Annotated in this window: 24 protein-coding genes; 22 read left to right on the top strand and 2 right to left on the bottom strand. The window is 40.6% G+C overall.

The window, feature by feature from the left end; translation table 11 throughout:
* Position 1: 1 nt before the first annotated feature.
* The 21 genes from DXD02_RS06865 (at position 2) to DXD02_RS06765 (ending at position 24194) form a co-directional block, all read left to right on the top strand.
* Complete coding sequence (locus tag DXD02_RS06865) at positions 2–1405, top strand: polysaccharide biosynthesis tyrosine autokinase (protein WP_055266465.1); 1404 nt, start codon at positions 2–4, stop codon at positions 1403–1405.
* A 15-nt stretch (positions 1406–1420) separates the two neighbouring features.
* Positions 1421–2902 (top strand): polysaccharide biosynthesis tyrosine autokinase, encoded by a 1482-nt coding sequence (locus DXD02_RS06860; RefSeq protein ID WP_117509390.1) that lies wholly within the window; start codon positions 1421–1423, stop codon positions 2900–2902.
* Positions 2903–2914: 12 nt separating this feature from the next.
* The gene (locus DXD02_RS06855) at positions 2915–3565 is read left to right on the top strand and encodes a sugar transferase (protein WP_227093694.1); all 651 of its coding nucleotides are present in this window, start codon (positions 2915–2917) and stop codon (positions 3563–3565) included.
* A 291-nt stretch (positions 3566–3856) separates the two neighbouring features.
* Entirely contained in the window at positions 3857–4936 is a 1080-nt protein-coding gene (locus DXD02_RS06850; RefSeq protein WP_117509438.1) for a glycosyltransferase family 4 protein, read from the top strand.
* 52 nt (positions 4937–4988) lie between these two features.
* Entirely contained in the window at positions 4989–6098 is a 1110-nt protein-coding gene (locus DXD02_RS06845) for an EpsG family protein (protein ID WP_117509389.1), read from the top strand.
* Entirely contained in the window at positions 6095–6934 is an 840-nt protein-coding gene (locus tag DXD02_RS06840) for a glycosyltransferase family 2 protein (RefSeq protein ID WP_117760625.1), read from the top strand. Before DXD02_RS06845 ends, DXD02_RS06840 begins: the two co-directional genes overlap by 4 nt.
* 17 nt (positions 6935–6951) lie before the next feature.
* Positions 6952–7650, top strand: coding sequence for a glycosyltransferase family 32 protein (locus tag DXD02_RS06835; RefSeq protein ID WP_117509387.1), 699 nt, complete (start codon positions 6952–6954; stop codon positions 7648–7650).
* Positions 7647–8867 carry a glycosyltransferase gene (locus DXD02_RS06830; protein ID WP_117509386.1) on the top strand — a complete coding sequence of 407 codons (1221 nt, stop codon included), beginning with the start codon at positions 7647–7649 and terminating at the stop codon, positions 8865–8867. The genes DXD02_RS06835 and DXD02_RS06830 overlap by 4 nt, the downstream gene beginning before the upstream one ends.
* Positions 8868–9033: 166 nt before the next feature.
* A complete protein-coding gene (locus tag DXD02_RS06825; protein WP_118666608.1) occupies positions 9034–10059 on the top strand; it encodes a glycosyltransferase in 1026 nt (341 codons plus the stop codon).
* Complete coding sequence (locus tag DXD02_RS06820; protein ID WP_118666607.1) at positions 10059–11036, top strand: glycosyltransferase family 2 protein; 978 nt, start codon at positions 10059–10061, stop codon at positions 11034–11036. The genes DXD02_RS06825 and DXD02_RS06820 overlap by 1 nt, the downstream gene beginning before the upstream one ends.
* Positions 11033–12034: a glycosyltransferase family 2 protein gene (locus DXD02_RS06815; protein ID WP_117760626.1), complete on the top strand. Its 1002-nt coding sequence runs from the start codon at positions 11033–11035 to the stop codon at positions 12032–12034. The genes DXD02_RS06820 and DXD02_RS06815 overlap by 4 nt, the downstream gene beginning before the upstream one ends.
* 4 nt (positions 12035–12038) lie before the next feature.
* Complete coding sequence (locus DXD02_RS06810; RefSeq protein ID WP_118666606.1) at positions 12039–12947, top strand: glycosyltransferase family 2 protein; 909 nt, start codon at positions 12039–12041, stop codon at positions 12945–12947.
* Positions 12944–13891, top strand: a complete 948-nt coding sequence (locus DXD02_RS06805) for a glycosyltransferase family 2 protein (protein ID WP_117509381.1) — start codon at positions 12944–12946, stop codon at positions 13889–13891. Before DXD02_RS06810 ends, DXD02_RS06805 begins: the two co-directional genes overlap by 4 nt.
* A 2-nt stretch (positions 13892–13893) precedes the next feature.
* Positions 13894–15063, top strand: a complete 1170-nt coding sequence (locus DXD02_RS06800; RefSeq protein ID WP_117509380.1) for a polysaccharide pyruvyl transferase family protein — start codon at positions 13894–13896, stop codon at positions 15061–15063.
* A gap of 14 nt (positions 15064–15077) precedes the next feature.
* Positions 15078–16643 carry a lipopolysaccharide biosynthesis protein gene (locus DXD02_RS06795; RefSeq protein WP_117760627.1) on the top strand — a complete coding sequence of 522 codons (1566 nt, stop codon included), beginning with the start codon at positions 15078–15080 and terminating at the stop codon, positions 16641–16643.
* Entirely contained in the window at positions 16636–17625 is a 990-nt protein-coding gene (locus DXD02_RS06790; protein ID WP_117509378.1) for a glycosyltransferase family 2 protein, read from the top strand. Before DXD02_RS06795 ends, DXD02_RS06790 begins: the two co-directional genes overlap by 8 nt.
* Positions 17626–17756: 131 nt before the next feature.
* Positions 17757–18935 (top strand): Coenzyme F420 hydrogenase/dehydrogenase, beta subunit C-terminal domain, encoded by a 1179-nt coding sequence (locus DXD02_RS06785; protein WP_117760629.1) that lies wholly within the window; start codon positions 17757–17759, stop codon positions 18933–18935.
* A gap of 25 nt (positions 18936–18960) precedes the next feature.
* On the top strand, positions 18961–19845 hold the full coding sequence (locus DXD02_RS06780; RefSeq protein ID WP_117760630.1) for a metallophosphoesterase: 885 nt from the start codon (positions 18961–18963) through the stop codon (positions 19843–19845).
* 166 nt (positions 19846–20011) lie between these two features.
* Complete coding sequence (locus DXD02_RS06775; protein WP_117760631.1) at positions 20012–21784, top strand: NTP transferase domain-containing protein; 1773 nt, start codon at positions 20012–20014, stop codon at positions 21782–21784.
* 12 nt (positions 21785–21796) lie between these two features.
* On the top strand, positions 21797–22585 hold the full coding sequence (locus tag DXD02_RS06770) for an NTP transferase domain-containing protein (protein WP_243001878.1): 789 nt from the start codon (positions 21797–21799) through the stop codon (positions 22583–22585).
* Between the two features lie 37 nt (positions 22586–22622).
* Positions 22623–24194 carry a BCCT family transporter gene (locus DXD02_RS06765; protein ID WP_022461560.1) on the top strand — a complete coding sequence of 524 codons (1572 nt, stop codon included), beginning with the start codon at positions 22623–22625 and terminating at the stop codon, positions 24192–24194.
* A gap of 78 nt (positions 24195–24272) precedes the next feature.
* Here DXD02_RS06765 and DXD02_RS06760 read toward each other — a convergent pair whose 3' ends face one another.
* Together DXD02_RS06760 and DXD02_RS06755 are read right to left on the bottom strand one after the other, a co-directional pair.
* Entirely contained in the window at positions 24273–24464 is a 192-nt protein-coding gene (locus tag DXD02_RS06760) for a hypothetical protein (RefSeq protein ID WP_022461561.1), read from the bottom strand.
* Positions 24464–25594 (bottom strand): glycoside hydrolase family 27 protein, encoded by a 1131-nt coding sequence (locus tag DXD02_RS06755; RefSeq protein WP_118666605.1) that lies wholly within the window; start codon positions 25592–25594, stop codon positions 24464–24466. The genes DXD02_RS06760 and DXD02_RS06755 overlap by 1 nt, the downstream gene beginning before the upstream one ends.
* A 130-nt stretch (positions 25595–25724) precedes the next feature.
* Between DXD02_RS06755 and DXD02_RS06750 the strand changes: the two genes are divergently transcribed.
* A complete protein-coding gene (locus DXD02_RS06750) occupies positions 25725–26528 on the top strand; it encodes an AraC family transcriptional regulator (protein WP_117509373.1) in 804 nt (267 codons plus the stop codon).
* Positions 26529–26530 lie beyond the last annotated feature (2 nt).

Genomic DNA, 26530 nt, shown 5'->3' with positions numbered 1-26530 from the left:
GATGGGAGAATACGACAGAACAGGAAACGGGCAGAGCAGCAAAACAGACTGGGATCTCCGAAGTATCCTGTGCGACATTGCAAAAAACTGGTGGGTCATCCTTCTGATTGCCTGTTCGGCGGCAATGATAACCTATACTGTGATGGCGACCGTACACAAAGACCGGTATACGGTAAAAACCACATTTGCCGTTATGGGACGCGGGGTGGATGCCAATGCGGCATCGAGCCTGTCGGCCACATATGAGATGGCACAGAAATTTGAAGCAATTCTGGAAAATACGATTTTGAAGAAAAAAGTGATGGAGGAGCTCAGCCTGTCCTCGTTTCCGGCAAAAATGAATGCTTCCATTGTGCCGGAATCCAATCTGATGGAGCTGTCTGTGACCGCAGATTCGCCGGAAATGGCATTTCGGATCTTAAAGTCGGTACTGAACAATTATACGAGCATTTCCGACTATATTATTCCGAATGTAGTGTTGGAGACACTGCAGCAGCCGCAGGTTTCCGGTGTGCCATCGAACCAGATTCCGACCAAAAAGTATGCCGCGACCGCATTTCTTGCGGCAGCCCTTGCTATGGCGGCACTCATCGGACTCTTTTCCTTTCTGCGGGATACCGTCAAAAATGAGGCAGAATTCACCCGCAAAATCGATGCGGACCTGCTGGGCGTTGTGTATCACGAAAAGAAGAAGAAAAACAGCTCCATGCTGATTACCAATCCGGCGCGGAGCTTTCTGTATGTGGAATCCTTAAAGCGTATTGCATCGCGTGTGCGGGGGCGTCTGGACCGAAAAGGCGGAAAAGTGCTGCTGGTGACCAGTGTGGCGGAAAATGAAGGAAAATCGACCCTTGCGGCAAATCTGGCGCTTGCTCTTGCAGAAGAGCAGAACCGTGTACTGCTTTTGGACTGCGATTTCCGACAGCCGGCGTTACATAAAATCTTTGAGATTCCGGAAAAAGACGGAAAGGATTTCGGAAAGGTTGTCCTCGGAAAAGAGTCGGCATCCGGCGTTTTTGAGAAACACAAGGATACCAACGTATATACCGGAATCTGCCGTAATCGTCTGGAAGAGCCGTCGCTTGCAATCGGCGGTGAGATTTTCCACCGGATTCTGGAGACATGCCGGACCAATATGGACTACATTATTCTGGATACGCCGCCGATGGGAATGACGGCGGATGCAGAAGAGCTTGCAGAGTATGCCGATGCGGCAGTTCTTTCCGTGCGGCAGGACGGCGTACTGACGAGGGATATCAACGATGCGATTGATGCATTGAACCAGAAAGAGGAAAAAGTGATCGGCTGTGTATTTGGAAATGTTTACCCGGGATTCGGTGAGCGGATCGGCAACAGCTACGGTTATGGATATGGATACGGCACCTACAGCAGGGCAGAACGATAAGAGGGAGCAAAGAGCATGAGCAGAGAAACGTATGAAACCTATTCGGCGGAACCGGAGAAAATCGATCTGATCGCCTTTCTGGCAGAATATTTCCAGGCATTCCGAAAATTCTTTTTGGGCGTGCTGATTCTTGTGATCCTCATGGGAGGCGGCTCCTTTCTGACGGCAAAGCTGCGGTATCAGCCCATGTATGAGGCATACACCTCATTTGTGGTCGGATCAAACCGCGCGGTCGGCTATTCCTATTATGACAATGTGACGGCGCAGCAGCTTGGAAAAACCTTTCCTTATATCGTAACAAGCGGTGTATTAAAGGATGTTGTAGCACGGGATCTTCAGGTGGGAGCAGTGACATCCCAAATTGAGGCGAGCGTGATGGAAAACACCAACCTGTTCACAATTCGCGTAAAAGATTCTTCACCGGATACGGCATATCGCGTACTTCAGTCCGTCATTACCAATTATCCGGAGGTAGCAGAGTACATAATCGGTGCGACAACGCTGACGGTGGTAGACGACAGCGGCGTACCGGTATCCCCGATCAACAGCCAGGATGCGGTACATGCCGGAATGATCGGAGCAGCGGCGGGACTTGCCGTTGCACTGCTTTTGGTCTTCATCTATGTGAGAACAAGAAAAACAATTCGCCAGGCAGATGACGTGAAAAAGCTGACGAACGCAGCGTTCCTTGGAAATCTGCCGGAGGCGAAAATCAAGAAACGAAGCAACGTAAAAGAACAGACCATCACGATCTGTAACCCCAAAGTGCCGGATTCCTTCAAAGAAGCAATGCAGCTCATCCGGACAAGAACAGAGGACGGGCTTGGAAAAGCCGACTGTCCTGTTTTGCTTGTGACAAGCTCTGTGCCGGGAGAGGGAAAGACAACCGTTGCCGTGAATCTCGCAGAAGCATTCGCAAAGAAGAAGTACCGCGTAGTGCTGCTGGACGGAGATCTGCGAAATCCGTCGGTATTGAAGTGTATCGGACTTTCCGAGCGGAAGGGACGTGGAATCATAGGAGTGCTGAAAGGACAGATCAGCCTGGATGAGGCACTTACCGATTATCGGGATCTGTCGCTGAAAATTCTGCCGGGTGTCGGAAGTACACAAAATCCGGCCGGCCTGCTGCGTTCCGCGCGGATGAAAACGCTGATCGAAGAATTGAAAGAGGATGCGGATCTTCTGATTATTGATACGCCGCCGTGCGGAGTACTGTCGGATGCATCCCTTTTGGGCGGAATCGCAGATTCTGCAGTTCTTGTCGTACACCAGGGAACTACCAAGGACCGTGAAGTACAGCGGGCACTGGAATTCTTCGAGGATTCGCAAATTCCGGTCTGCGGCTATGTACTGAACGGCGTGCCGGAGGGTGCGACAGGCTACGGATACAGCACCTATGGCGGTTATGGCTACGGAAAATATGGTTATGGTTACGGAAAGTACGGCTATGGAAAAGAAAAAGAAGGCCGGAAAAGTAACCAGTCGGTGAAAGAATAGGGGGAAGAAAACATGAGGGAATCTGGAATTTATCAAATGTATCTGAAAAATCTGCTGGACCGGCTGCTTGCACTGGTTGGAACGGCAGCACTGTCGTGGTTGCTGATTTTGCTTGGCATAGCGATCCATCTCGATTCGCCGGGACCGATTTTCTTCCGGCAGAAGCGGGCAGGAAAGAACGGCACGTATTTTTACATATATAAATTCCGCACGATGCGTATCGATACCCCACATGATATGCCGACCCATATGCTGAATAATCCCGATCTTTTCATCACAAGAGTCGGACGGTTTCTCCGGAAAACATCCCTCGATGAGCTGCCACAGCTCTTTAATATCCTGAAGGGCGATATGGCGCTGGTTGGCCCGCGTCCGGCACTCTGGAATCAGTATGACCTCCTTGTGGAGCGTGAGCAGTACGGCGCAAACAGCGTCCGTCCGGGTCTTACCGGATGGGCACAGATCCATGGACGGGATGAGCTGCCGATCCGGCAAAAAGCTGAACTGGATGGATATTATGTGCACCATATCCAGCTCAAAATGGATCTGGAATGTCTCTGGAGAACAGCAGGAGCCGTACTGCGGCAGGATGGAATTCACGAAGGCAGACTGGAAAAACAGCAGATGAAGGGTGCAAAAGAGGTTGTGAAGGTTGGAAAATAGAAGAAGATAAAAAAGATAGAAAAAGACAGAGAAAGATAGAAAAACAGCAAAAGATAGAAAAAGTAGTAAAAGACAGCAAAAGATAGAAAAAATAGCAAAGATAGCAAAAGATAGGAAGAAACGGGCAGGATGTTTTTGGGAAGGAAAGCATGCTGCCTCGTTTTACATAGAAGCTGGAAAATAATGAGAAAAGTAATTGCATATTGATTGAAAGATGATATAATTTATAAAGAAAATAATGAAATTAGTAATGAAACAATGCGGAATATTACACCGAAACAGGAAAGAAAAATGAAAAAACGAATTCTAATTGTAACCAATCATTCGTATATGTTCTGGCAGTTTCGCAAAGAATTGGTGGAAGCCTTGCAGAAAGAGCATGAAGTGATTCTTGCCATGCCATTTGTCGGGCATGAAGAAGATTTTCGGAAAATGGGAATCGAGTGTATTCCCGTATCCATGAACCGACGTGGCGTGAATCCTTTTGCCGAGGCAAAGCTGTTGCGGGACTATAAGCGGCTTCTGCAAAAAATCAGCCCGGACTTTGTGCTTACATATTCCATTAAACCAAATATCTATATGGGTCTGCTCTGCAGTTGCAAAAAGATTCCCTATTATGCCAACGTACAGGGACTTGGAACTGCATTCCAAAAACCAGTACTGGCCGGATTTGTTACGGTACTGTATCGAATCGCTTTCCGAAAAGTAAAATATGTCTTTTTTGAAAATAAAGAAAACGCCCGCGAATTTGGCGAACGAAACATCGTATCGGCAGATCGTCAGGTTGTTCTGCCCGGTGCGGGAATTAACCTGGAAAAATACAAAATGGAACCTTACCCGAATCACAGCCGTGTCCATTTTCTGTATCTCGGACGAATCATGAAAGAAAAAGGAATAGAAGAACTCTTTTATGCCGTTCGGCGGCTGAAAGAAGAAAACGAAGACTTTGTCCTTGATCTGGCCGGATTCTTTGAAGATATCTACAAAAAGCAGGTAGAAGAACTGGAACAGCTTGGAATCGCCCATTTTTACGGCTTTCAGTCAGACCCGCGCCCATTTTATGCAGAAGCAGACTGTGTCGTTCTTCCCAGCTATCATGAAGGCATGAGCAACGTCCTCCTGGAAGCAGCGGCAACCGGCCGCCCTGTTATCACAAGCAATATCCCGGGCTGCCGGGAAAGCGTAGAAAATGGAAAAAGCGGTCTGCTGGTTGAAGTAAAAAACAAAGAGATGCTGTATCAGGCAATGAAAAAGATGCTGCATTGCAGCAGAGAAGAACGGGAAAAAATGGGTAAAGCAGGAAGAGAGAAGATGAAAAGAGAGTTTCGGAAGGAAGCTGTGGTGGAGAGAACGGTGAGAAGTCTGGAGTAAGATGAAAGAGGAAAGAGAAAATTTTAGTAAGACAAAAGGAGAAATGTAAAAGATGTCCATAACGAATTATTGGTTTCAATTAATCTGGCTTTTGACAGTAGGAATGGTTCTGGCAATATCTCTGCCGAAAAAGCAGGAAATCGTTATGGGAAGGATAGAAGAAAGATGGCAGATAGCACCGGCAGTGCTTCTAGTGGTTCCATATATATTGGCGGCAACACTAAGATCCGATAATTTTGGAGATACCTATGCCTACCGAAGTGTCTTTAGAGAAGCACCTAGTAAAATAGCTGCGCTTCCACTCTATCTCGAGGGAATAAAAAAAGATAAAGGTTTTTCGGTCTTAATTGTGATTATAAAAGCTCTTATTGGAAATTCACCTATTCTGTTTTTCATGTTCATAGCTACTGTGCAAATGTTATGTATGGCATTTATTTATCGAAAATATAGTGAAAACTATTGGATGAGTATTTTTGTTTTTGTTGCGGGAACAGACTATATGTCTTGGTGTCATAATGGTATCCGACAGTTTTTGGCAATTGCCATTATCATGGCAGGATTTCCATTACTGCTAAAAAGAAAATATATACCACTGATAGCAATTATTCTATTAGGAGCGACATTTCATGCGTCAGCATTGCTTATGATCCCGATCATTTTTATTGTGCAGGGAAAGGCATGGAATAAAAAGAGTGTGCTGTGCATTTTGGGATGTATTTTAATATTAATATTTGTAAATCAGTTTACAGATGGAATGAACAATATACTATCAAATACACAATATTCTAATATGGTAGCGGATTGGAAAGAGTGGGAAGATAACGGAACTAATCCGATCAGGGTATTTGTCTATTCCATTCCCATGATTTTATCTATTATTGGACGTAAGCAAATCAAAGAAGCAGACAATCCGGTAATTAATATTGTGACAAATTTCTCGATTTTGACCAGTGTAATTGCAATGGTGTCTATGAAAACTTCTGGAATATTTATAGGACGATTGATTTCATATGGATCTATGTATTCTGCATCCATTTTACTACCTTGGGAAATTGAAAATATTTTTACGAGAAATTCAACCATAATCATAAAAAGTGCTACTGTGTTAGGATATATTGGATTCTTTTATTATCAGATGCATTTTACATGGGGGCTTATATGAAAAATCCAGAAATTAGTGTAATTATGGGGATATACAATTGTGCAGATACGTTGTCAGAAGCGATTGAGTCTGTTTTAGGTCAGACGATGAGTGAATGGGAATTGATTATGTGCGACGATGGATCATCCGATGCAACGTCTGAAGTGGCAGAATTCTATATAAAAAAATATCCAGAAAGAATGGTATTGCTGAAAAATAAAGAAAATAGAGGACTTAACTATACCTTAAATCGTTGTTTAAAAATGGCAACAGGAAAGTATATTGCAAGAATGGATGGAGATGATATTTGTTTGCCAGAACGATTTGCGGTTGAGTATGAAATATTAGAAAAAGAAAAAGCAATTTCGATTGTAAGCACAGATATGGGGTATTTTGATGAGACAGGAATATGGGGGAATATAAGTCATCCTGAATATCCCAAGAAAGAGGATTTTTTGCATGGATCTCCGTTTTGTCATGCACCATGTATGGTGAGAAAAGAAGCATATGATGCGGTGAAAGGATATACAGAGAAAAAGCGTTTGTTGCGAGTAGAAGACTATCATTTATGGATAAAAATGTACGAGGTCGGATATAGAGGCAAAAATATTCCCAAACAGCTTTATCTTATGCGAGATGATAAAGCAGCATATAAGAGAAGAAAATTTCGATATAGAGTAAATGAAGCATATGTACGAGGAATGGCAGTGCGAAAACTTGGACTGCCGATAAGCGGATATCTATATGCGATACAACCAATTATTATAGGCATTTTACCTAAGGTGGTATATGACTATTTTCATAAAAGAAAATTGGAAAGTAATTCGAAAAAAAATAATGTGTGCAAAAATAAGTGATAGGAAGGGATGGATACATGATACCGAAGAAAATACATTATTGTTGGTTTGGAAAAGGGAAGAAATCCAAATTAGCTTTAAAGTGCATAAGGAGCTGGCGTCAGTATTGTCCAGAGTATGAAGTTATTGAATGGAATGAGGAAAATTTTGATATAGATATGAATGGGTATACGCGAATGTGTTATGCCGAAAAAAAGTATGCGTATTTAAGCGATTATGTCAGACTTTGGGTAGTGGAAAAGTATGGAGGAATCTATTTTGATACAGATGTAGAAGTAATTAGATCGCTGGAAGAATTGTTAAGAAATGATGCATTTTTTTGCTTTGAAAATAAGCAATATGTAGCTTCGGGATTGGGATTTGGATCTGTTGCACATGGAAAAGTGATTCAAGCGATGTTGAAAGAATATGAGATATTACTGGACGGGAAAAATGGAGTAAGAATGTGTCCGAAATTGAATACACAAGCGTTGGTAGCATTGGGGTTAAAACAGAATGGTAGAAAACAAAATGTGTGTGAAGCGGTAATATATCCTATGGATGTTTTGAATCCATATAACAGCGCTACCGGAAAATTAGAAAAAACAGAAAATACATTTTCCATTCACTGGTATGAGGCAACGTGGATGAGTAAACACTTAAAAATTCGTGGCATGATAACAAGACCAATACACAGAATATTTGGTGTAGATGTCTTTCAGAGGTTCCGCAAATGAAAAAGAAATTGCTAATTGTGTCTCATGCTTTAGAATTAGGTGGAGCAGAAAGAAGTCTTATCGGGTTATTAAATGCATTTGATTTTGAAAAATATGATGTAGATTTATTTTTATTACGGCATGAAGGGGAATTAATGAGAGAAATCCCATCAGCTGTTAATTTATTGCCAGAAATTCGCGCTTATACAGTATTAGCGCGACCGATAAAGCGGACTTTAAAGGAAGGACATTTCATATTAAGTATGGCAAGACTTGCGGGGAAAATGGCAGCGGCAAAATATAATCGAATACATAAATATACAGACAGTGATGTGGCGTTAGAATATAGTCATAAATATACTTGTCCATTTATGCCAAAAATTCAATCCAATGAAGTATATGATTTAGCAATCAGCTTTTTGACACCGCACTATTTTGTTGATAGAAAAGTACATGCAAAAAGAAAAATAGCCTGGATTCATACAGATTATTCTCGTATACAGGTGAATATTGCTTCTGAAACCGCAATGTGGAAGAACTATGATTATATTGCTTCGATTTCTGATGCAGTAACAGAGAATTTTCTTTCGGTTTTTCCTATGTTCAAGGAAAAGATTATTTTGATTGAAAACATCTTGCCGGAAGAATTTGTGAAAAAGCAGGCAAATGAATTTTTAGTGGATAAAGAAATGAATGCAAAAGGGATAAAAATACTATCTATTGGGCGATTCTGTAAGGCTAAGAATTTTGATAATGTACCAGAAATTTGTCAACGGATACGTGAAAGAGGGATGGATATAACATGGTATTTGATTGGTTTTGGCAGAGACGAAGAATTGATTAAAAGAAAAATTGCAGAAGCTAATATGCAGGAATATGTAAAAATTCTTGGAAAAAAAGAGAATCCATATCCATATATTCAGGCATGTGATGTTTATATACAGCCTAGTCGATATGAAGGTAAATGTGTTACGGTTCGTGAGGCTCAGATGTTAGGAAAACCTGTAATTATTACAAATTATGAGACAGCTAAGGAACAATTGGAAAGTGGTGTAGAGGGCATAATTGTACCTATGCAAAATCAGGAGTGTGCGGATCAAATATTTGATTTGCTAAATAATAATTGTCTGTTAGAGCAACTATCATTCAACTGTCAAATGAGAAAGTATTCAAATAAGGAAGAAGTGAAAAAAATATATCGTATATTGGAAAAGAGTAATTGTGTGGGTAAAAGGTAGAAATGGTGCAAAACAATTATAATAATGATGTTGGTTAGATATTATAGCTATCCATAAGTGGGAGTATCTGAGGGTGTTATATTGAGAGCAATAGTATGTTGCGATTTGTACAGGATATTTTATAGATGAAAATAAGGCAATTGATGTTGATAAGGGAGAAATTTCTATGCCTAAAATAAGTGTGATTGTACCAGTGTATAAAGCAGAAAAATTCTTAGCTACTTGCATAGAAAGTATTTTAAATCAAACATATGGCAATTTGGAAATAATATTAGTCGATGATGGATCACCTGATTCATGTGGAAAAATTTGTGAAAAATATGCTTTAAGTGATAGTAGAGTTAAGGTGGTTCATCAGAAAAATGCAGGAGTTGCTGCTGCAAGAAATGTAGGATTAGATTTAGCTGAGGGAGACTATGTAACTTTTGTTGATAGCGATGACTATATTCAACCTCAGATGTATGAAAAAATGATAAGATGTGCGGAACATAATCATTGCGATTTAGTAATGTGTGATTGTATAAAGGTATATTCGGATGGAAGAAAAACTATTTATTCTCACAATATTCGTGGCGGGTTATATGAGGAGAAACAATTGCATCAAGAATATTATCCTCATTTACTAATTACTCGTTCGATAGAATATCCTGCTACAATTTCCAACTGTGTGTGCATGGTAAAAAATATGCGACAAAGAATGCCACGATATGAGATTGGAATTCGATTTTCTGAAGATTGGTTTTGGGGATGTCAATTGATGCTTAGAATACATTCGTTTTATTATATGAAAGGACAAGCCTACTATATGTATAACTGCAGCAATCAAAGTTCAGTAACACATACATTTACGTCTGATAAATGGGACGATTATAAGGCTTTGTATGCACGATTCCAGGAAGAATTTGGTCGAAGCGAAATATATGATTTTAGGGATCAACTTGACAAGGTATTATTATTTTTTATTTATAACGCTATTGGGGATATATTCTGTTCGAGTGTTCTTACTATAGGTGAAAAAAAAAGAATGGTTAATAAAATATTATATGAAGATAGCGTTAGGAATATGTTTAAACAGTTGAAAATTGGCAAATTGTGTGTTCCTAAAAAACAAAAACTATTAACATTTTGTTATTCGCATCCTGTTTTGCTATCGTTGATATCTTTTTATTTTGAAAAGAGGTATAGAGTGTAATGAAAACACAGCTTTCTGTAATAGTACCAGTTTATAACACAGAACGGTTTTTAAGAAGGTGTATTGAAAGTATTTTAAACCAGAATGTGGAAAAATGTGAATTGATTTTAATTAATGATGGAAGTACGGATTCTTCTGGAAAGATCTGTGACGAATATGCAAAAGAAAATCAATGTATAAGCGTAATTCACCAGAAAAATCAAGGGGTTGGAAAAGCTCGAAATAACGGTGTTTTAGCATCAAGTGGGAAATATATTACTTTTGTAGATAGTGATGATTATTTACCAGATGATCCTACTATATACAGTAAAGCAATTTCAATTTTAGAAAACCATGATGTTGATATAGTAACGTGGCTTTGGCAATTTCAGAATGAAGAGGGAAAATTGACAATAGATCCACATAAAATCCCAACATTTTTTTGTGGAAAAAAATCCATGTTAGAATTTGCAAAAGGGTTGTATTATGGTAGCTATGCAAATGGATTGGTTGTTGGAGTTTGTAATAAGCTGTATAAAAGAGATTATATAAAAAACATTCCATTTGAGGGACGGATATATGAGGACGATGATTGGATGAGCCAGGTGCTAGCTAAAACAGGAAAAATTTTTTGTGAAAAGAAATTCTGGTATATATATGTTCAAAATAATACTTCGCTGACGCATCAAAAATTTCAAGAGCAGAATTTGGTAATGTTGGATATTGTGAAAAGACGAATGTGCTTATTTAAACAAGATAGTTTTATTTGTAGGGAATCGATGAAACTATTTCTGAATTTATATATAGAATTTTGGTTTCGTGCAAAGGAATCGAAAATACAGCCCTATCATGACAGTCAAACATATATACAATTTATGCGAACATTGATGAGGGGAAATGGACTTTGTCTTAAAGATTTTATACGTTACAGTATATTTTATGTTTCACCCAATTTATATCAAATATTAATTTTTAAAATGAGAAAAAGAAAACTATGAAAATTAGTGTTGTTATTCCCGTATATAATAAAGAAAAATATATGGATGATTTATTTCAATGCTTGCTTAGCCAAACATTTGAAGAGTTTGAATGTATTTTAATAGATGATGGATCTACGGATGCATCAGGGGAAATTTGTGATAAAGTTGCTTGTATTGATAAAAGATTTGAAGTAATTCATATTCCAAATAGTGGCGTATCTCATGCGAGAAATGTTGGGATTGATGCCTCGTGTGGAGAATATATTACATTTATTGATGCAGATGACCGCATACCAAATAACTATTTGGAAAATTTGTATGAAACTATTATTGAGAGCGGTGTAGATCTTTCAATATGCACGATTACAAAAATATGGCACTCAGGAAAAAAAAAGAAAATACAATTACCTGGAAGTGGCACTTTTGATATAAGTGAATTGCTTTTGAATTTTGCGGATTATCAAAAAAAAACAGGTATTTATGGATATTGTTGTGGAAAGATAATCTTAAAAGAATTAGTTGGGAATATCCGATTTGATGAAAGAATTAAATTGGCGGAGGATTTTGATTTTTTTCTGAAATTATATCCTAAAGTGAGCAAAATTTGCTTTAATGATAAAACAGAATATTTTTATCTTCAGGAATCAGAGAATTCATCAGCTATGGTTAAGGATAGTGAAATTGACTATAGAACACAGCTGTTTATTAATATTCGCTATAAACATTTTCTTGAAAAAGAAAATGTTTATAGCGGAAGTAATGAGTTGATTGTTTCACAGTTGCTAAGTAATTATGTGATTTTTTCATTGTTGTATTGCAATATTGAAAAATTGAAAAACTGTTTCGAGGAATTACAATTAATTTGTAAATCTGAGGGAATTAAAGCATGCGGACGGAATTTCTTTGAAAAATGGATTTTGTTATTACTATATGAAAACAAATACTATTTATTGAAGATAAGTTTACAGTTAAGACGTTTAATGAGACATTTAATAAGGCGTTTGCTAAGGAGATGATGAGATGCCATATTTTACGGTATTTACTTCGACATATAATAGAGGATATACACTTTTCAGATTATATGAGTCGTTGAAAAATCAGGGAACGACAGACTTTGAATGGTTGATTGTTAATGATGGATCGACAGACAATACGCATCAATTAGTTGAAGAGTGGATCAGGAAAGAAAAAGAATTTTCAATTAGATATTTGGAAAAAGAAAATGGAGGAAAACCAAGAGCAATCAATTATGGGATTCGGTATGCGAGAGGTAAATTCTTTTTTATGGTTGATTCTGATGATTTTCTATTACCGAATGCGTTATCAAAAATGAAAAATTGGTGCAAAGAGATTGAAAATAATTCAGATTATATTGGTGTTGGAGCAGCCAGGGGATTTCCAGATGGTTCTTATATAAAGGGTGTTTCACCTATTGTAAACGAACAAGGATATGTAGACGCTACGAATCTACAGAGAATACAATTTAATTTGGATGCAGATATGTGTGAGGCATATAAGACAAAAATATTGAAAAAATATCCGATGCCGGAATGGCCGGGCGAAAAATTTGCACCAGAACAAATCGCATTGAATGAAATTGCGTTGGATGGTTATAAATTGCGGTGGCATTCAGATATTATTTATCAGTGTAATTATCTGGATGATGGCCTTACCAAGGGAAGCAAAGTATTAGAAAAAAATAACCCAATGGGTTATGCGATGATGTATTGTCATATGCTGAAATATCCTGAGGGTTCAAAAAAGCAAAAATTTTATGCTGCCTGTCAAGTGGTTGCATTATCAATAGTTGGGGGACATATAGAATATGGTTTTCAAGGACAGAATAAAAGATTGATATTATGCGCACTTATTCCGGGTATTTTTTTAGCAATTCGGCGTAGATATCAATTCAGAAAGGTATCAACATGATTTCAATTATTATACCTATTTTTAACGCAGAAAATTATTTGAAAAGAATGTTAGAAAGCATTTTGGGTCAATCATATCAAAAGTTTGAGTGTATTTTAATTGATGATGGTAGTAGTGATTCATCTTATAGTATATGTAAGGAGTATGAAGAAAAAGATACTCGCATGCGTTGCTTTACGCAGAAAAATCATGGAGTTTCTTACACAAGAAATAAAGGAATAAGTTTGGCAAGAGGAAAATTCATAGCGTTTTTGGACGCTGATGATTTTATTCCACCCAATTATCTGTATGAACTAGTAAAATGTTGCGAAATAGGCGATGTTGCAATATGCGATACAGTGTTTCTTGATGAAAAAGCGGTGAAATTTAGATTTACAGTAGGAAAAACTGTATTAACACGAACCGATGCGATAAATGCTCTTTTGATTCGGAAATCTATTAATTCGGGTCCGGCAGGAAAATTGTACAAAAAAGAATTGATTGCAAATTTAAAATTTCCGTCAATAAAAACATATGAAGATATTCTTTTTACATTGGACGCGTTATTAAATGCAAATAAAATTGTAACGACAGATCGAACACAATATTTTTATGTTGAAAATAATAATGGAGCAATGAGTAAGATGATAAAAAATCCTTCATTGGATATCATTATTGCAACAGAAAGGTTGCTTCAGGTTATCGCACAAAGGAAGGATTTAAAGCCAGAATGTTGTTATGTTACAGTATCCCATTTGTTTCAATATGTAATAGGACTTTTTCAGGAGAATAATTATAGAAATTCAGAATTTGTTGATGGGACAAGAAAATTATTCCGGAAATATATGTGTCTTATTCTTACTTGTAGAGCAATTCCTTGGAAAGAGAAACTTGTGTTTTTTTTATTTGGTCAGGGAATATTTTTGCAAAATGGAAAAAGAATTCATTGGATAAGGAAGGAATGAAAATGGCAAAAATTTATATGTATGCTCATGGCGGGAGTGGAAATCATGGATGCGAAGCAATTGTGCGTTCTACATGTGATATGTTAAACAATCCATTATGGGATGAAATATTGCTCATTTCTTCTAAAACGGAAGAAGATATAAAATATGGGTTAGATAAAATTTGTACAATTAAGAAAGATGTACAGTCATATTCCAAAATAACTTTACCATTTATTCGGGCATATATAGCATTAAAATTAAAAAATGACTATGTGCCGTTAGATAAACTTAACTATAAGAAAACCATTGACATGGTGCATAAAAACGACATTGTATTATCTATAGGCGGTGATAATTATTGTTATGCTGATGTGAATAAATATATTATGCTACATAATATGATGATTTCTAGGGGAGCCAAGACAGTATTATGGGGATGTTCTATCAATCCGGAAGTATTGAGTAATCCGGAAATTGTTAATGATGTGAGACAATATCAGCTTATTACAGCAAGAGAATCTATTACTTATAATGCACTGAAAAAAATAAATCCCAATACCATACTTGTTGCAGATCCTGCATTTGGACTCAAAACAGCATATGCAGAAATTCCATCTAAGTTTATCAATAAAAACATGGTAGGAATTAATTTGAGTCCGATGGTACAAAAAGAAGAAAAGATTTCAGGAATTATAATGAAAAATTATGAGATCTTGATAGAACATATTTTGAAAGAAACAGATATGGCAATTGCATTAATTCCTCATGTAATCTGGGATGACAGTGATGATAGGATACCATTAATGCAGTTGTATGAACGTTATAAAAAAAGTGGAAGAGTTTTAGTAATAGAAGATCAAAATTGTTCAAAACTTAAGTATGCGATTTCAAAATGTAGATTTTTTGTTGGGGCAAGAACGCATTCCACTATTGCGGCATATTCTTCGGGGATACCAACACTGGTTGTAGGATACTCTGTAAAGGCAAGAGGAATTGCTAGGGACTTGTTTGGAGATGAAGAACAGTATAGTTTATCTGTTCAAAGGCTGAAAGAAACAGATGAGTTGCTTAAAAAGTTTAGATGGATATTAGAAAATGAAGAATTAATCAAAAAACAATTAAATAGCAAAATACCAGAAGTTATTAAAAGAGCATTAACTGCAAAAGAATATGTTGAGCGATTACTTTAAAGAGGAGATGGTTCATGTCTAGATTAGAAAATTCTGCTAAGAATATTTTGGGGTCATTTGGGAATAATTTTGTGGCTTCTTTATTAGGCTTGATTTCTAGAACTGTGTTTATCTATACATTGGGAGCGGATTACTTGGGACTATCTGGGCTCTTAAGTAATGTTTTAGGATTTTTGGCGATTGGTGAATTGGGGATTGCAACTGCAATTGGGTTCAGTCTTTATAAGCCCTTAGCTGAGAAAGATTATAAGTCCATCAGTACATTAATGTCCGTCTATAGAAAAGCATATTCGGTTATAGGTGTTATTGTGCTTTTAGCTGGAATTATTCTATTTCAATTCTTAGATTTTTTTGTTCCCGTAGAACAACAGCCAGACGGAACAACCTTTGCTTACTTTGCGTTTTTAATTAATACTGTTATTGGTTATTTTTTATCATATAAGACCACACTGATATCCTCAGATAACCAAGCGTTTAGACTGATTCCAATTAATGTATCAATAAATTGTGTTCAAACACTTTTGCAGATTATTGCATTGTTAATTTGGAAAAGTTATATTGTATATTTAACAATACAGATCGGATGCTCGATCGTTTTGATGGCCGCACAAAATTTATACATAACAAAAAAATATGATAAAGTTACTTTTTATTCAAAGGATAGACTGACAGGTGCTCAAAAACAGGAAATTCAAAAAAATATATCAGGATTGATTGTTGCAAAAATAGGAGACTATTTGGTTAATTCAACGGATAATCTTATTATTACAAAACTTGTAAGCTTAGTAGCCACAGGAATATATTCCAACTATCTTTTGATTCGGAATCTGATCAACGGATACATAAGTGCTTTGTTTGCAGGTGTCACTGCTGGAATAGGAAATATAGTGGCAGTGGAGAATGATGAAAAAAAATTAGATGTATTTAATACAATGTTTTTCATTGCCTTTTTTATTTATAGCATAGAAGCTACATGTTTTATGTGTTTATTTAATCCATTTATTGGTGAAATTTGGATTGGTGAAAAATACTTATTTAGAACAGGAACTGTAGCAATTATTGTAATAAATAATTATCTGACAGGATTACGAATGCCACTCATTACCATGAAGGGAGCAGCGGGGAAATATTTAGAAGATGCTTGGGTTCCATTTGCTTTTGCGATTATTAACTTGGTTGCATCTATCTTATTTGCTAAGCCGTTTGGGGTTTCAGGAGTTTTTCTGGGTACAATTGTTGGCAGTCTACTTACTGCTGATTGGTATAGGCCAATTGTAATCTATAGATCTGTATTTCATTGTCCTGTTAGAGCGTATTATAAACGATATGTATTATATGTTTGCTTAGGGATTATCTATATTGCACTGGCATATTGGACTTGCACCTGGATTTCTAGGGGAAATATCTACTTTAGATTTGTAGAAAAAGCGGTTGTTGCTATTGCTATTCCAAGTGGATTTAATTATATTTTGTTTCACCATACCAATGAATTTAATTCTGTAATGAAGCTTATGAAACGTATTGGAAAAAGACCGTTGGGCAAAATTAAAGACTTTTTAAAACGGAGAAATTATGAATAAAAAAGTTAGCATTATTATTCCATGCTTTAATGGAGAACGTTTTATTGATAGATGTTTACATTCTATTGAAATTCAAAATTATCCACATATTGAAGTGGTTGTGGTAAATGATGGATCGATAGATCAAAGTGAATCCAAGATATTGGAATGGAAAGAAGTACTGGAAAATAAAAAGATTTCATTAATATATATTAAACAAAAAAATCAAGGGATTGGAAGCGCAATAAATACCGGCCTGAAATATATTTCTGGAGAGTATTTATTATTATTGGACATCGATGACGAGTATTTGCAAGGTGCATTGTTAGAGCGAGTACAGTTTTTAGAAAGTCATAGGGAAATGGATGTAGTGCGTTCGAATGGGTGGTATGTAAGAAAAAATGGAAAAAGCCTGTTTATTTATGATGAATGTGAGAAAAATATTCAGGATGTTTTTACGGCATTATTGGAAGGGAAGACAAATAATTGGGCTGGAAGTTATATGGTTAGAGTGTCTTCCTTGTTTAAATTTTATCCTGAAAGAGAAATTTATCAATCAAAATATGGACAAAATTTACAACTGTTATTGCCATTGCTTTACAATAAAAAATGTGGATTTATTGATAAACCACATATGAATTATAACCAGCAAGAAAATTCATTAACCAAAACTAATGTTGAAAAGAGTAAAAAGAAAAAGAGTTTAGATAATGCGAATGGTTTTCGTGATATTAGAGAACATATGGTTCAGATTATTATTCATGATGAAAGGGAACGAGAATATTATCTAGATATTATACAAAATTTTTACTGGAGAAGTGTCATGCAGATTGCAGGGGTGTATAATGATGACATTTTGATGAAAGAAGCTTTTTTGAAATTAAAAATAAATAAAAATGTACAATTGGATGACTATATTATATATTGTCGTTTGACACATCCTGAACTTGTTTTATTATTACGTTTGTTTAGAAAAATAAAATCTAAATTAGGAAATTTGTGAAGGCAGATCATGCAAAGGGCTATGATGATTATATATATGGCCGTGAGACTATGTGATGCTTATGTCAAAAAAAGTGCAAAAGAATTACAGTATGATTACAACAGGCTTTGTTGAACAGGAAGGTGAAGATTATGCCTAAATTCGCAGATAAAAGTCAATGCACAGGTTGCACTGCCTGTGTAAGCATTTGTCCACGGAACTGTATTCAGATGAAAAAAGATAATGCAGGATTTGAGTTTCCGGTAATTATGGAGCGGTCTGCGTGTATTGCTTGTGGGGCTTGTGAAAGAGTATGTCCCGTGTTAATGAAGAAAAAAGATGATGAAAACCTATCAACGTCTGCATATGCGGCATTCTCTAACAATAATGCACTTCGACTGGAGAGTTCCTCCGGTGGAATTTTCTCTGAGTTAGCAGCTACCATTTTACAGCGAGGCGGAGTGATCTATGGTGCAAGCTATGATGACGAAGGCGTAGTCAGACATATTGAGATCAAAGAGCAAACAGAACTCGGCAAACTACAAGGAGCGAAATATTCGCAAAGTATTTTAGGAGACTGCTTTTTAAGCATAAAAAAACAACTGGATTCCGGACGAATAGTGTTGTTTTCAGGTACACCTTGTCAGGTAGCCGGATTGAAAGCTTTTTTAAAACGAGATTATGAGAATTTGGTCTGCATAGATTTTGTATGTCATGGAGTGCCGTCTCCGATGGTATGGGAAAAATATGTAAAGTATCGATCTCTAACGGATAATAGTGATTCATTTCCACAGCATATAAATTTGCGAAATAAGGAAAGTGGTTGGAGTCATTACGCATACTCGGTTGAATTTGCTTATGCAGACAAGAAACGCTATTTATGTAAAAATGGTGATGATCCCTTCATGCAATTATTTGTAAAAGATTGTATTTTGCGGGAATCTTGTAGTAGCTGTCATTTTAAAGGATATCATCGTGTTAGTGATATAACATTAGGCGATTTCTGGGGAATATGGAATATTAATCCCAAAATGGACGATAATAAAGGAACATCTCTTATATTAACGCATACTGCAAAAGGCGAAAAAATGATGAACGCAGTTTCTGAAAACATAAAATGTGAACAAGTTTATTTGGAACAGGCGGCAAGAGAAAATCCATCGTTATTGAGATCATCAGTTCATAAACAAAATAGAGATATTGTTTTAAAAACTATTGAAAGCGAAAATTTTCAGGAAATATTGCCATTACTTCAAGTAAAACAACCACAAAGGCGAAGTAAGAAGGAAATAATTAAGCGTGTACTCAAAAAGCTGTGTGGGTTAGGATGAGTCACGATAACGGAGGACATTATCAATGAAATGGCTACGGCAGCACAAATGGACGCTCATTATCAGCGTACTTCTATTCCTCGGAATCACAAACTGCCAAAACCTCGACCAATCAAAACACTCCCTAAGCTACTCTTCCTATCAGATCCCCTCCGACAAAATCGATACCCCAATCCGGATTTTGCAGCTGACGGATCTGCACAACAGCGAGTTTGGAGAAGACAATCAGGAGCTGATTGACCGGATAGCAAGTCAGTCTCCCGATCTGATCCTGCTCACGGGGGATCTGTTAAATTCCGGAGAGCCTGTCACAGAGATTGCTACCAATTTGATTTCTTCTCTATGCGAGATTGCTCCCGTCTATCTGTCCTTGGGAAATCATGAGATAGAATACCAGGACAATTTTGGCACAGACGTCACACAATTGTATCAGGCCGCCGGTGCAATCGTTCTGGAGCACCAATACCGGGATATCACCGTAAAAGGCCAGTCTCTTCGCATTGGCGGCATTTACGGTTACTGCCTGCCGGACAAATACCTGGAAACGGAGGAAGCTGATCTTAGCGAATGCATGTTTTTATGGGATTTTGAGAATACCGACCGTTACAAGATCCTGCTTAGTCATCTTCCGATTGCCTGGCTGAAAAATGATGCCCTGGAGGAATGGAACATGGACTGCGTGTTTTCTGGTCATCTTCACGGAGGGCAGGTCATTTTGCCTGGAATCGGCGGCGTATATGCGCCGGATATGGGCTGGTTTCCGGGACGGCTGAAGGGTGTTTTTGATTCAAAGGATGGAAAACGGCATCTGGTTCTGTCTGCGGGGCTTGGAAATACGGAGGTGATTCCGCGGTTCAACAATATTCCGGAGATTGTCTGCGTGGATCTTGTACCGGAAGGAGGATGGTGAAAAAACTTGCACATGGATTAGGGCTGCGAATGTTACGGTTCGCTGGGAACCAGTGAACCGTAACTTAATCTGGGCATATTGTTTCACAGGATCGGCTGGCAGCTTGACATGTCGCCGGTCCTGTATTATAATAACGATGTTCACGAAAATGAAAGGATAGATGTACATGAACAAACAAGAATCTGATATTTTGAACGTGATCCTGCAATACCACTGCCGGAACCAGCGTGCGCTGGCGGAGCGGTGTGGGTTTTCACTGGGAATGGTAAACCGTTCGGTGAAAGCGCTGCAGGGGCAGGGTTTTTTAACAACAGATATGGAGCTGACGGAAAAAGCCAGGCTTGAGATGGCAAAGCATCGCCCGAAAAACGCGGTGATTCTGGCTGCCGGATATGGAATGCGGATGGTGCCGATTAATATGGAAACGCCGAAAGGACTTTTGGAAGTAGAGGGGGAACCGCTGATCGAGCGGCTGATCCGTCAGCTTCATGCGGTAAAGGTGAAGGAAATTTATGTTGTCGTTGGTTTTAAAAAGGAACAGTACGATTATCTGGTTGACCGGTATGGCGTGAAGCTGGTTGTCAATATGGAGTATGCAGAGAAAAACAACCTGCATTCCCTGGCAAAGGTATTGCCGCAGCTTGGTGAAACGTATCTTATGCCGTGCGACCTCTGGTGCCGGGAAAATCCGTTTTCGGAGTATGAGTGGTATTCCTGGTATCTGGTGAGCGATGCAAAAGATCCAGACAGTACGGTTCGTGTGAGCCGGAAGTGGGAGCTTGTGCCCTCAGGCGGGGAAAAAGAAGGAAATCATATGATCGGCATCAGCTATCTGACGGATTCTGTGGCACAGTCGATGGCGCGGCGAATCGAAACGATGGTACAGGATCGCCGGTATGACCATGTTTTCTGGGAGGATGCCCTTTTTGCGGAAAACGGAATGCCGGTGCAGGCAAAGCTTGTCCCGGAAGGAGCTGTGGTGGAGATCAATACCTACGAGCAGCTGCGGGAACTGGATGAAAATTCGGATCAGCTGAAGTCGGATGCGATGGCAGAAATTGAACGGGTGCTTTCGGTTTCCGGTGAGGAGATTACGGGAATTGAGGTCCTGAAAAAGGGAATGACAAACCGTTCGTTTTTATTCCGCTGTCGCGGCGGGCGGTATATTATGAGAATTCCGGGGGAAGGCACGAGTCTTCTGATCAACCGCAGGCAGGAGGCGGCGGTATATCGGACACTGGACGGAAAGGGCATCTGCGATGAAATCGTGTCGATCAATCCGGAAAACGGCTATAAGATTACGAAATACCTGGAGGGTGCGCGTGTCTGCGATCCGGAAAACCCTGAGGATGTGCAGGCCTGTATGAAAAAGCTCCGTTCCTTCCATGAGGAGCATCTGAGCGTGGAGCATACGTTTTCGCTGTTTGACCAGATCGCATACTATGAAAGTCTGTGGGAGGGAGAACCGTCTGTTTATCGGGATTACAGCACGACGAAAGCGCATGTGCTGGAGCTTGAGGCTTATCTGGAAGCGCAGCCGAAGGTGTGGACGCTGACGCATATTGATGCGGTGCCGGACAATTTTCTGTTTGTGGAGAAAAACGGCGGAACGGAAATTCGTCTGATTGACTGGGAATATGCGGGCATGCAGGATGCACATGTGGATCTGGCGATGTTCTGCATTTACGCCATGTATGACCGTCCGCAGGTGGATGCGCTGATCGACAGTTATTTTACGGAAGGCTGTCCGCAGGAGGTGCGCACGAAAATTTATGCATACATTGCGGTGTGCGGGCTTTTATGGAGCAACTGGTGTGAGTACAAGAGCCGGTTAGGCGTGGAGTTTGGCGAGTATTCGCTGAAACAGTACCGATATGCTAAGGATTACTATAAACTTGTTAAGCAGGAGCTTGCCAAAAGCAAAGGTCAGGAAGAATAAGAGGGTGGAAGAATGAAAGCGATGGATGTGGGGCAGAGACCGGGAAGTGAAATTCAGCAGAAAAATCATGTAGAACGTGCAATTATCATGGCGGCGGGAACGGGAACGCGGATGCGGCCGGTAACGCTTACTACGCCGAAACCGCTGATCCGTGTGAAGGGTGTCCGCATGATTGATACGGTGATTCAGGCGCTGCATGAAAATGGAATTTATGAGATTTATGTAGTAGTGGGATATCGGAAAGAGCAGTTTGCGTGCCTTACCGCAGAATATAAAGGTGTGACACTGATCGAAAATCCATACTGGGATTCCTGCAATAATATTGCATCGCTCTATGTGGCGCGGGAACAGTTGGAAAATGCAATGATTCTGGATGGGGATCAGATTATATACAAAAAAGAAATTCTTGCACCGGAATTTACGCATTCTGGCTACAATGCTGTCTGGACGGACGAAAAGACGGATGAATGGCTGATGCAGGTGAAGGATGGAATCGTGTGTTCCTGTAGCCGGACCGGCGGTAAGGGCGGCTGGCAGCTCTTCAGTGTATCACGTTGGAACCGGGAGGACGGAAAGCGGCTGAAACGCCACCTGGAACTGGAATTTGAAAAAAAACAGAACCGCCAGATTTACTGGGATGATGTGGCGATGTTCTGTCATTTTGAAGAATATGAGCTTGGCATTTATCCTATGCAGGAAGGCGATCTGATTGAGATTGATGATTTCTCGGAACTCTGCGATCTGGATCCGTCTTACTGCGGATATGAGGCACAGGGGCAGGAAAAATCAGAAGAAAAATAAGCTGGATCGGGCAGTATAGCAGAAAGGAACAGAAAACATGAATACAGTTGATGAAAACAGAGTGGCGAAAAAGAAACAGAGCGGAAAAATACGGAAAAAAGGTCAGATTGACTGGATGATCACGCTGCTGCCGCTGGGACTGATTGCAGCGCTCAGCATTTTGTTTTTCCTCCTGCCGGAACAGTCCAACACAGTTCTTGCGAAGGTACGCTTCTTCTTGGGAGATACCTTTGGAGTCTATTATCTTGCAATTGGCCTTGGCGTTTTTCTGCTCTCTTTGTATCTGGCATTTTCAAAATATGGCGATATTGTGTTAGGAGAGCAGGATGAGAAACCGAAATATTCTTTTTTTGCCTGGGGATCCATGATGTTTACGTGCGGCCTTGCGGCAGACATTCTGTTTTATTCTTTTGCAGAATGGGTGATGTATGCTGCTGATCCGCAGATTGAAAAGATGGGCGGAATCCAGGAGTGGGCGGGCGTGTACCCGCTGTTTCACTGGAGTCTGATTCCGTGGGGCTTTTATCTCGTTCTCGCTGCCGCATTTGGGTTTATGCTGCACGTGCGGAAACGGAACCGGCAGCGGTATTCAGAAGCCTGCCGTCCGATTATGGGAAAACAGACGGACGGCATCGGCGGACGGCTGATTGATCTGCTGGCGGTATTTGCACTCCTTGCAGGAACGGCAACGACATTCAGCGTGGCAACGCCGCTGATGGCAAGTGCAATCAATGCATTGTTTCATATCAATCTGGACCGGAACGCAGTGACAATTGTGATTCTGCTGATTACGTGTTTTGTGTACACGTATTCGCTGCTTCACGGCTTCCGCGGAATCGGTTTTCTGGCAAAGCTCTGCATCTATCTGTTTTTCGGGCTACTGGCGTACGTGCTGCTGTTCGGCGGACAGACGCGGTATATTATCGAGACGGGATTTTCATCGCTGGGACGGATGATTCAGTATTTCCCGACGTTGGCGACCGATACCGATCCGCTGCGCGAGACGCATTTTCCGCAGAACTGGACTATTTATTACTGGGCATACTGGATGGTATGGTGCGTGGCGGCGCCATTTTTTATCGGAAGTATTTCCCGGGGAAGAACGGTGCGGCAGACAATCCTTGGCGGATATGGATTCGGCGTTGGCTCCACGATTTTAAGCTTTATCATCCTGGGAAATGAATCGATGGGGATGCAGATGGCGGGAAAAGCGGATTTTATCGCGCGGTATGCCAAAGACGGTGATCTCTATGGAATGATTATCGCCATGATCCAGAAGATCCCGTGTGCATCGCTGGTTCTTGTCGTTCTGCTGCTCACGATGATTGCCTTTTATGCGACCTCGTTTGATTCGATTGCGCTGACGGTTTCCTGCTACAGCTACCGCCGTCTGGAAGAGGGACAGCAGCCATCGAAAGCGATTCAGCTTATGTGGTGCCTTCTGCTGATTCTGCTTCCGATTGCACTGGTCTTTTCCGAAAGCTCTATGAGCAATCTGCAGTCGGTCAGTATCGTGGCAGCGTTTCCGATCGGAATGGTAATTCTTCTGATTGTGGCGGGATTCCTAAAGGATGCCGGAGCATATCTGAAAGAAATAAAGAAGAAATGATTTTTTATGCAGCATGAAAATAGAGCCGGATTTCTATTTGGCGGAAATCCGGCTGTGTGCATTTCAGACAGTGTAGGTCTATACAAACAGTGTACACCCCTGTCGCTTGAACTGTTCGATCTTTTCGTCAATGAGCTCCGGCGTTACACCGAGATGCTCGGCAAGACACTGCTTGCAGAAAAACTGTTCTGCGCCGCGGTTGATAAATTTACGGTGGGCGCCGATCTCGTTATGTGTGAGTTCTTTGCCGCACTGCATACAGCGTGCCATCAGAGTTTTATGACCTTTGCACGGTATACTTTTGATGCAAATGGCTCGAGCTCTGTGACAAGGGATGCATTGTTTGCACACAGGTTCTCGCAGGTCCAGACCTCAGTAAGTTCCAGAGTACGGCCAGTGGAGAACGGAAGGCCGATCTCATCCAGATTCATGGCTGCACGTGATTTTTCATCACTGAGATTGAACATACCGATGGCGAGATCTCCGTCTGCGAGTGCCTTCACATAGATCAGAACCTTGTCATTCCATGCATGGTTTTTCACTTTATACGGCTGACGGCAGAGCGGATCCTGGTTGATGCGGATCATTTCGTCATTCATGAGAATGCGGCGGGTTTCGTCGCTCATCTCGCGGATGTCGCAGCCGATCATCAGCGGGGAGCCAAGGAATGCCCACAGTGCATAGTGTGTCTGATACTGGACATCGCTGCAGCCGGCCAGTCCAACATTTCCTTTTCCATGCATGCCGACGATCAGCATGTCCATATCGTTGAAGCAGCCGACGCCGTTGTACGGATGCAGTTTTTCCTGCTGTGCCACGAGATCTTTGACAGAATCCCAGGTATCAAAGATGTCGCCGGTGGAACGCCACATGGAAGCGCCGGTTTCTTTGATCCACTCATGCGTTTCATCAGCACCCCAGGAGCAGGCAGAGAAGAGAATGTCGTGGCCGCAGTTCTCGAGTGCCAGTCCCATGCGGCGGTACAGATATTTTCCGTGCAGGATCGGGCTGTGGTAGCAGTAGTCGTATTTTAAGAAATCAACATCCCAGGATGCGAAAGTTTCCGCATCGACAAATTCGTGCTCATAGCTGCCAGGGTAGCCGGCACACGTCATGTTTCCGGCGCAGGAATACATACCGAATTTCAGCCCTTTGGAATGAACGTAATCGGCAACGGCTTTCATACCATGCGGAAATTTTTCCGGATCCGGCACAAGACGGCCATTTTCATCGCGTTCACGTAAGGACCAGCAGTCGTCGATGACAAGATATTCGTATCCTTTATCGCGCAGGCCGCTCTCGGCCATGACATCAGCAGTTTCAAAAATCATTTTTTCATTGATATTTTCTCCGAAGGTGTTCCAGGAATTCCAGCCCATCGGCGGTGTAAGTTTGATCATAGTATTGACCTCCCGTAAGTTTTGATGTACTTTGAGTATAGATGGATTTCCAGAGCAAAACCATGGAATTTTAAGACAAAAGCATGGATTTTTGCTTCATAAAGAATAAAATACGGGAAAAGGAAAGAATATGCTTGTATCAGAAATGAACGGGATCCGGCCTGTCGATGCCGGGCGGCAGGACTGCCATGATCTGCATTCCTGGGGGCCGGGTGTACGGCAGTGCTATATTATACATTATATTATAAGCGGAAAGGGAACGTTTACCTGCGGGAAAAAGACGTACACGCTTACCGCCGGACAGAGCTTTTTAATCTGTCCAGAGCAGGTGGTGCAGTACGCGCCGGATGAGAACGAGCCGTGGGAATATGTGTGGGTTGATTTTGTCGGGGAACAATGCCGGCAGATTCTGGCACGGTCGGTACTGAACCCACAGCAGCCGGCGGCGCCGCCTCTCCGTCAGGAAAGGCTTCTGCCGTATTTTGAGCGTCTCTGCCAGATGGAACTCTATCGCCGGAACAGCCAGGAGGCCGTCGGTGTGCTGCTTGCGCTTCTGGGCGTGTACCAGGATCTGGCGGAGCCGCAGCGGGAGGAGAGAAAGAAGGAGGATCCGCGGATTATGGAAGCGATGGCTCTGATTGCCGCAGGGTATCACAGGAGTGAGTTCTGCGCGGAGACAATTGCGCGGAAAATGGCGGTCAGCCGCACAACGCTGAACCGTCTGTTTCAGAAGAAAATCGGCTGGTCACCAGGACAGTATCTGCTGGAATATCGGCTGCAGCAGTCAGAAAAGCTGCTGCAGATGGGGATGACGGTCAAACAGACGGCGCTGTCGTGCGGATTTGAAGATCCCTTTTACTATTCCCGTGTGTTCCGGAAACACTATGGAATGCCGCCGTCGGATTACCGGCTGGAGTTTGCAGAAATTCAGTGAAC

The organism is Blautia sp. TF10-30 (assembly GCF_003481245.1).
GTDB classification, from domain to species: domain Bacteria; phylum Bacillota; class Clostridia; order Lachnospirales; family Lachnospiraceae; genus Fusicatenibacter; species Fusicatenibacter saccharivorans.
The sequence above is the reverse complement of the archived record's forward strand: the minus strand, read 5'-3'. Positions and strand labels throughout refer to the sequence as shown.